At 63.7% G+C, this 6,479-nt stretch carries 5 protein-coding genes and 2 tRNA genes; 4 read left to right on the top strand and 3 right to left on the bottom strand.

Going from position 1 to position 6,479, the window contains the following annotated elements; translation table 11 throughout:
• Positions 1 to 306, top strand: a 306-nt coding sequence (locus tag BMZ48_RS11250) for an integrase core domain-containing protein (RefSeq protein WP_143383688.1), incomplete at its 5' end; no start/stop codon positions are given.
• A gap of 52 nt (positions 307 to 358) precedes the next feature.
• Positions 359 to 446: transfer RNA gene (locus BMZ48_RS11245), tRNA-Ser, on the top strand.
• A gap of 310 nt (positions 447 to 756) precedes the next feature.
• On the opposite strand, the gene BMZ48_RS11240 is transcribed toward BMZ48_RS11245, so the two are convergent.
• Positions 757 to 832: transfer RNA gene (locus BMZ48_RS11240), tRNA-Ala, on the bottom strand.
• Between the two features lie 59 nt (positions 833 to 891).
• On the opposite strand from BMZ48_RS11240, the gene BMZ48_RS11235 reads away from it, so the two are divergent.
• Entirely contained in the window at positions 892 to 3,102 is a 2,211-nt protein-coding gene (locus tag BMZ48_RS11235; protein ID WP_091535210.1) for a S8 family peptidase, read from the top strand.
• A gap of 120 nt (positions 3,103 to 3,222) precedes the next feature.
• Positions 3,223 to 3,450: a hypothetical protein gene (locus BMZ48_RS11230; RefSeq protein WP_091535208.1), complete on the top strand. Its 228-nt coding sequence runs from the start codon at positions 3,223 to 3,225 to the stop codon at positions 3,448 to 3,450.
• Positions 3,451 to 3,506: 56 nt separating this feature from the next.
• Here the strand turns inward: BMZ48_RS11230 and BMZ48_RS11225 are convergent, their stop codons facing one another.
• Together BMZ48_RS11225 and BMZ48_RS11220 are read right to left on the bottom strand one after the other, a co-directional pair.
• The gene (locus BMZ48_RS11225) at positions 3,507 to 5,648 is read right to left on the bottom strand and encodes a DUF1631 family protein (RefSeq protein ID WP_091535203.1); all 2,142 of its coding nucleotides are present in this window, start codon (positions 5,646 to 5,648) and stop codon (positions 3,507 to 3,509) included.
• Positions 5,649 to 5,820: 172 nt separating this feature from the next.
• Entirely contained in the window at positions 5,821 to 6,384 is a 564-nt protein-coding gene (locus BMZ48_RS11220; RefSeq protein ID WP_091535198.1) for an HNH endonuclease, read from the bottom strand.
• Positions 6,385 to 6,479: the final 95 nt, after the last annotated feature.

Genomic DNA, 6,479 nt, shown 5'->3' with positions numbered 1-6,479 from the left:
ACCGACAACGGCAAAGAGTTCTGCGGCAAGGCCATGGTCGCCTGGGCGCACGCGCGTGGCGTGCAGCTGCGTCTGATCCAACCAGGCAAACCGAACCAGAACGCCTACGTCGAGTCGTTCAACGGCCGCCTGCGCGACGAGTGCCTGAACGAGCATTGGTTCACCCACCTGCTGCACGCCCGTGCCGTGATCGAAGCCTGGCGCCGGGAATACAACGAGGAGCGGCCGAAGCAGGCATTGGGCGGGCTGACACCGAGCGCCTATGCCAGGCAACTGGCATCGGCTACCATCCAACCCGGACTCTAGATCGAACCGCTACTGAAGGTGGGGGGATGTCGGGCCCTCCACAAAATCTTCCGGAGGCGTGGCAGAGTGGTTGATTGCACCGGTCTTGAAAACCGGCAACGGGCAACCGTTCGTGAGTTCGAATCTCACCGCCTCCGCCAAAACGCGCGCACAAAGCATGTGGGGCGTGAAATGCCAGCCGCCGCACCCACAGCCGGCGGTGCGCTAAAAGCGACTGCGTACCCCGCCGACGATCGTATCAATCTAACTGCCGGGGTTCGACCTGCCGAGGTTCAACACGTTTGTGCAGTGCACTGCGACTGAGGGGGCCGCGACAGGGTTTGCTGCGGTCGGTGATTTATCGCGGATCCGGGACGATGAGGATCAGATTCACACCGTCCACCCAACCCGCTGCGGCCAGCCCTGCGCGGGGCGATAAAAAAGCCAGCGCGTAACCAGCCTTGCAGTGAGTGGTGGAGCGGAGGAGGATCGAACTCCCGACCTTCGCATTGCGAACGCGACGCTCTCCCAGCTGAGCTACCGCCCCACGCGAGGCCGGCTATTCTACCGATCACGGCGTAAAACGCCAGCGGCGAGGAACCGGGCATGAACACTCAGACTTTGATGCGCCATCCGACCGACATGCTCCTGGTCATGGCCGTGGTGGCATTGCCGATCGGGTTTGCCGAGGCAGCGCAGTACGCACCGTATCAGGGCTATGTGCCTGACGAGGTCATCGTCCAGTATCGCGATGGCGCAAACATGCTGCACGCGAAATCGGCACGACAGAGGCTGGGTTTGCGGGTCCGGCGCACGCTGGCGCAGGGGCAGATCGAATTGCTCGAAGTCCCAGCTTTCACCGATGTCCCTGGCGTGATCGCGGCCTTGCGCCAGCAAGCGGAGGTCGCATGGGCCGAACCCAATTACATCCGCAAACGGCATGCGGCATTTCCGAATGATCCGCTCTTTACCCATCAGTGGGGGTTACACAGCACCGGCCAGGCGAATTTCGCGACCGACGACCCCGAGTTGGCGAGCATCGTCGGCGCCGACATGAATCTCCCCCAGGCCTGGGATCGCGATGGCGATGACGTGGCCGACCGCACCGGCAATGGCAACGTCATCGTTGCCATCATCGATGATGCGATCGATACCGGACATCCCGATCTGGCCGCGAACATCGTGCCCGGCGCCGATCTCGCCGGAGATGACGCCGATCCGAACCCCGAAAACCCGATCCTGGACCACGGCACGCTGGTCACCGGCGCGCTTGGCGCCATCGGTGACAATGGCATCGGCGTCGCCGGCGTAGCCTGGAACGTCAAGCTGATGCCGCTCAAAGTCGGACGCATCCGGGATGGCGAGGTGATCCTCGACTCGGCTTCGATTCTCGCCGCCTACGATTACGCACGCACCCACGGCGCGCGCATCATCAATGCCAGTTATGGCGGCCCGGATTTCTCGCAGGCCGAGTTCGACGCGATCCGCAGGCTGGAGCAAGCCGGTGTGCTGCTGGTGACCTCAGCCGGCAATTCCGATTCCAATCTGGACTATTCGGTCGCTGCCTACCCGGCGAATTACGATGCCTCCAACATCGTGACGGTGGCAGCGACGAACCGTCAGGACAATATCGCCAGCTTCAGTCAGTACGGACCGATCGCCACCGACGTCGCTGCGCCCGGCTTACAGATCGTGACGACCACCGTCGGGGGCGGCTGGAGCACGCCAAACGACTGCATGAACGGCGGCAGTTGTGGCGTCAGTGGCACCTCGTTCGCCTCGCCATACACGGCCGGAGTCGCCGCCCTCATCGCGATGACACATCCCACTGCCACCTACCGCGAGATCAAGGCCCGTCTGATCGAGGGCGCGGAGGATGGCGTCAACGGCGGTGATGCCGGCCTGCTGACGGCCGGCGGACGGATCGATGCCGACAATAGCCTGGATCTCACCCCTGGGCCGTCCCTGGTGGTGCACGCGGTCCGGCTCATCGACGATGGCAACCACCGGCTGGACCCTGGCGAATCGCTGACGCTCGAAATCGACATCGAGAATCTGTGGCAACCAGCCACGAACATCGAAGCGACCCTGTCGGTGAGCGGCATTCCGGTGACCATCACGTCTGCACCACCCCCGCTCGCCGAGCTGGGAACCGGCGGGCGCGCCACGCTGAGATTTCCGGCGCGCGTCGGCACACCGACGGTACCCCATGCCGAGGGTGATTTCGCACTCGAGCTGCGCGCGAATGCCGGCGGCTACCAGACACAGCGGCATTTCCGCTTGGAACTGGCGAAACTCGCACTCGGCATGCCGCGATCGGCCCGGCTCTCCACCGGTCTGCATGATGAGTTCCACACCTATCACCTGGATCTCACCACCGTTCCCGCCGACAACCGTTTGGTGTTCTGCACCGCGGCACCCGCGGACATCGACATCCTGGTCAAGCGCGGCACACCGCCACAGTACAACATCGATCTCGGCGCACCACCCGAGGACGATCCCACTTACTTCACCGACGCGGATCACATCGGTGGCGCCGAAGACGGCGCCGAGCGCGTCGTCATCGATAGGCCCGTCGCCGGAACTTATTACGTCACCGTGCTCAACTATGCGCTCGAGGATCAGCTTGAGTACACGCTCGAGACCTTCCTTGCCCCGGCGGGGCAAGACGTGCGCGGTGCAACCTGCAGCGTCGAAGCCCAGCACCGCGGCAGCAGCAGCGGCGGCGGCGTGATCGGCTCCGGCGCACTGGTCTGGGCGATGGTCCTGCTCGCCGCACGGCTGCGCATGAGCCGCCGGAAAACCCGACAACCATGATGCATCTCCATGATTTTTAATATGTTTCATCAAGGGCTTCCCGTCGTCGGCAAAGCCTGCTAAAAACGCGCGCGAATGCTGGCGGCAGACGTCCGCCATTCGTCGAGGAAGTACGCAGCAATGCCGCGCAAACCCAAAAAAACGCAAACCCAGACCGAAGCTCCCAAAGCATTTGACGAGTTCGTCGACGAAGCCGAGACCGTAGACGAGGAAGTTCTGAGCGTCGAGGAACCGATCGCCAGTCCGGCGACGACCAAACTACGTGACTGGCGCGACGTCGAGAAATACAAAGAAGAACGCGAACTGCGCCGCCTGGTCGACGACGATCTCGACCTAGACGACCTGTAACTCAGGGACACGGGCCTGCCGATCTCGGCAGGCCGTGCATGGTCCGTTGTGGGCGGTTATACGGGACGCCCCTCAGCGGTCGTCCAGACGATGGAGTCTGTCGTTCGCTCGAACGGCAACTCCGCCAGGCGAGCGATGGCGCTCTGCAGCTCTGGCGAAGGATCGATGGCCGATGCGTGGCCCTCGACCAGAGCCGTCGCGAACGCCGTGGCCCGCATGCGCAGATACCGCTCTTCCATGTAGTGGCCGAACATGACATTGTCCTGCGCCGGGTAATAACCCCTGACCCGCACCCAGTGTTTGGTCTGTGCCGCGGGATCCCAGAGGGTGAACCAAGCACCCGGCACCAGGAGAATCGACAGCAAGCCCTGCAGTTCTTGTTCGAGCGGTAACTTCGGGGGCTCGGCGGAAGACGGACTCGTGACATCGGCCGCAGGCGCGGCTGGACGGGGCGGATGCTTGGCGAGTTCGAGATAAGCCTGCAGCAGGCCGGAAATGATTTCTTCCAGGCGTTCTTCGGAGAACCCGATGTTGGCGAGCCGGCGTGAGATCGTGGCCACGATCTCGGCCTCCTCGGCCGCACGTGCTTCGGCCGTGGCGTGCGTCGGCTCCAGGCTTGCGAGCACGCGGTCCACCAAACGCATGGTCTGGGTCCACGATGCCCCCTCGATGCCATTGCGGATGTAATCGAGGCACAGCAGCGGGCCGAAACCGGACAGCATGAGCCGCATCACGCCTGGCGCGATCCGGCGGTCGCCGATACGGCGTTTGAGTTCATACGACACGATCCGGCGCACACGCTCGATGCGTGCGCGGTTCTTTTTCTGCTGTTGTTCTTCCTGCTCGCGCAGGAAGCTTTCGGCCGTACGGTCATCGACCGGATCACGCGATTCGGCGCGCAGCCGCGCTGGGTCGAGATTGAAGGCCTGCCCGACGGCATCGACCAACCCCTGCAGTTCATTGACCATCTGCGGCGATGGTGCGGCCTCGGCGGCACCGAATTGCAGCAGCATCTCGAAGAGATCGTTGATCGTGCGCCGCGCCGGATGCTGGGGATCGGTAAAAAAGCGGGGATCGGCAAGCGCCATCTTCATCACCGGCATCTGCAGCTTGGCCAGCATCGGCTTGAGATTGTCGGGCAGCCGCGGATCCCGGTAATAACCGTCGAACATGCGCGCGACCAACGCGACATTCTCCGGCGGCAGCCATGCCGGCGCCTGCGGCCGCCGGCCCTGCGCATAAGCGCTGAGGATATGCGTGACCTCCTGAGCCAGGATGCCGTCCGTATAGGCGCCAGTGGATGTCGCCGGCGCAAACGCGGGCGCTGCTGCCCAGTTGCCTCCCGGCACGCCCAGGCTTCCATATGAAGTATCGGCGGCAACCCCGCCAGGCAGCGCGGCAAAACGGTTGATCATCGTGCTGTCGAAACCTGCCGCCCAGGCCGGCACCCCCGCCTCCGGCGGCAGGCTGCGCGCCTGCCGCGGCGGGAGCGGACGTGGGCGTGGTAGAGCATCGGCCTGCGGCTCGATCCCGTGTACGGCCAGTAACTGGTTGGCGCCGACAAACACTTCGGACAGCCGACCGACGACGACGCGGTCGAACAGCTTGTAGATCACGAGCTTGATCGGGAAATCGACGCTCAGATCACGCATCGAGTTCTGGAAGGCGCGAATGATGCGCGCCGGCGACATCGAATCGGGCGACAGCCCACCACCACTCAGATCGGCCAGACGCGCGAGCCGGCGTTGCAGCTCGACCAGCTCGTGCGCGTGCAGCGAAGCCGCCTTGGTCTGCATGTTGCTGACCGCAATGCGCTCCTCGAGGGCGTCACCGTCCTGCAACGACCATTGGCTGATGTCGTCAAGCCGCGCTGTTTCCTCGGCGTCGTCTGCGCTGTCCAGACCGGCGAGCGCGCTGCGCAGCGACTCCTGGAAGGCCTGGATGATCTTGTTGCGCTGGACACGCACGATCCGCATGGTGTCCAGGTACAGACGCTGCTCGTCGCTGGCACGGGCTTTTTCGGCCGAATCGAACAGAATGTCGTCGGCTTTTTCGAACATCTCGCGCAGCTGCTCGCTGAGCACCGAGACGGCCATCTCATGCAATGCTGCGATGATCGGGTTGGGCGTTCCCGTTGCGCCAGAACCCGGTTGCGACGCACTCCCCCCGGCGGTCTGCGTCTGCGCTTTTGCCATCATCGTTCTACCCCCATCGGTGCCGAGCGACGGCGCTGCCGCCGTTCTTCTGAAAAACTGTGCACCAGTTCACATCTCATGTCGAACGATACGTCACTTCTGGCACCGCCGCCTAGCCCATTCTGCCGATGTCGATGCCACAGCACCATTCCCCTGATCGGGTGGAAGCGGCCGTTCACAGCATGCGCGCATGCGTTGGCGCGTGGGCCAGCAGGAATTCCATCTGGTCGGCCAGAATGCGGCGATTGGACAGAATCAGATACTCGGCCAGATTCGGGGTATAGGGCACGGCCAGAAGCTTCATGTTGGCCTCCTCCGGCGTGCGGTTGTCCTTGCGCTGGTTACAGGCACGGCAGGCCGTGACGCAATTCTCCCAGACCGAACGCCCCCCACGCGAGGCGGGCACGACGTGGTCGCGCGTCAATTGGGCCGGTGGAAACTGCCGGCCGCAATACAGGCATAGATGGCGGTCGCGCTGGAACAGCGTGCGGTTGGTCAGCAGAGGAACCCCGCGCAGATGGCGATGGGAACGATCGGCCACGGCGATGATCGAGCCGATTTCGATGGACGACCGCCGGCCCGTGCGAGCATTGATGCCACCCCGGATCACGAAACGCTTCGCGCCGGCTTCCCAGCGCACACGCTCACGCGCATATAGCACGACCGCCGTCTGCCAGTGAATCCACGCCACCGGCATGCCACTGGCATCGACTTTCAGGATGGCCGGAAGATGATCCATCGGTCCGATTCGCATGCACGCGCCCCGCGACGTTCAGCCGCCGGCACCGCAATAGCCTTTCGTCAAGCTGACACGGCACTGACAATATCGCCGCA

Origin of the sequence: Fontimonas thermophila, from assembly GCF_900113085.1 — a bacterium.
Lineage (GTDB): Bacteria > Pseudomonadota > Gammaproteobacteria > Nevskiales > Nevskiaceae > Solimonas > Solimonas thermophila.
The sequence above is the reverse complement of the archived record's forward strand: the minus strand, read 5'-3'. Positions and strand labels throughout refer to the sequence as shown.

Bases quoted from the DNA above. Each gene is read 5' to 3' on its own strand.
- BMZ48_RS11230 (WP_091535208.1), top strand. From the start codon at position 3,223: ATGCCGCGCAAACCCAAAAAAACGCAAACCCAGACCGAAGCTCCCAAA.
- BMZ48_RS11225 (WP_091535203.1), bottom strand. From the start codon at position 5,648: ATGATGGCAAAAGCGCAGACGCAGACCGCCGGGGGGAGTGCGTCGCAA.
- BMZ48_RS11220 (WP_091535198.1), bottom strand. From the start codon at position 6,384: ATGGATCATCTTCCGGCCATCCTGAAAGTCGATGCCAGTGGCATGCCG.
- BMZ48_RS11235 (WP_091535210.1), top strand. From the start codon at position 892: ATGAACACTCAGACTTTGATGCGCCATCCGACCGACATGCTCCTGGTC.